This is a genomic window from Bariatricus sp. SGI.019, from assembly GCF_050315235.1.
In the GTDB taxonomy this organism is placed as follows: domain Bacteria; phylum Bacillota; class Clostridia; order Lachnospirales; family Lachnospiraceae; genus JAFBIX01.
Window position 1 is genome coordinate 1 of sequence record NZ_JBNPOQ010000061.1, and the last position, 308, is coordinate 308.

Consider the following 308-nt stretch of genomic DNA (forward strand, 5'->3'; position numbering starts at 1 on the left):
ATCAAAGTAACTAACCAACTTATGGAACGTAAAGGCGTTGTAGAATTAGTTACGCAAATGTACTCAGAATACTATAAACCAGCCGATATAGCCAAAGCTGTCGGGATTAATGTCGACTCAGTACGAAAAATCCTAAAAGAGAATAACGTGTATATTCGGAAAAGCTGGGAGTATCCGAGAAAGTGAAAGAACACAAAAGAAGTTCCTGCGGTAGGAACATTACACCCCATGCAGGAACTTCGATATTTAAATGATATCAAATCAAAGACATAATGTCAATGATTTGCCCATTCTTCGTAATAAACAAT

The 308-nt window shown here is 36.7% G+C and carries 1 protein-coding gene; it reads left to right on the top strand.

Translation table 11 applies throughout. The annotated features are described in order from the left end of the window. A partial coding sequence (locus ACQRD1_RS14610) for a hypothetical protein (protein ID WP_427787954.1) occupies positions 1 to 186 on the top strand: 186 nt, incomplete at its 5' end. Positions 187 to 308 lie beyond the last annotated feature (122 nt).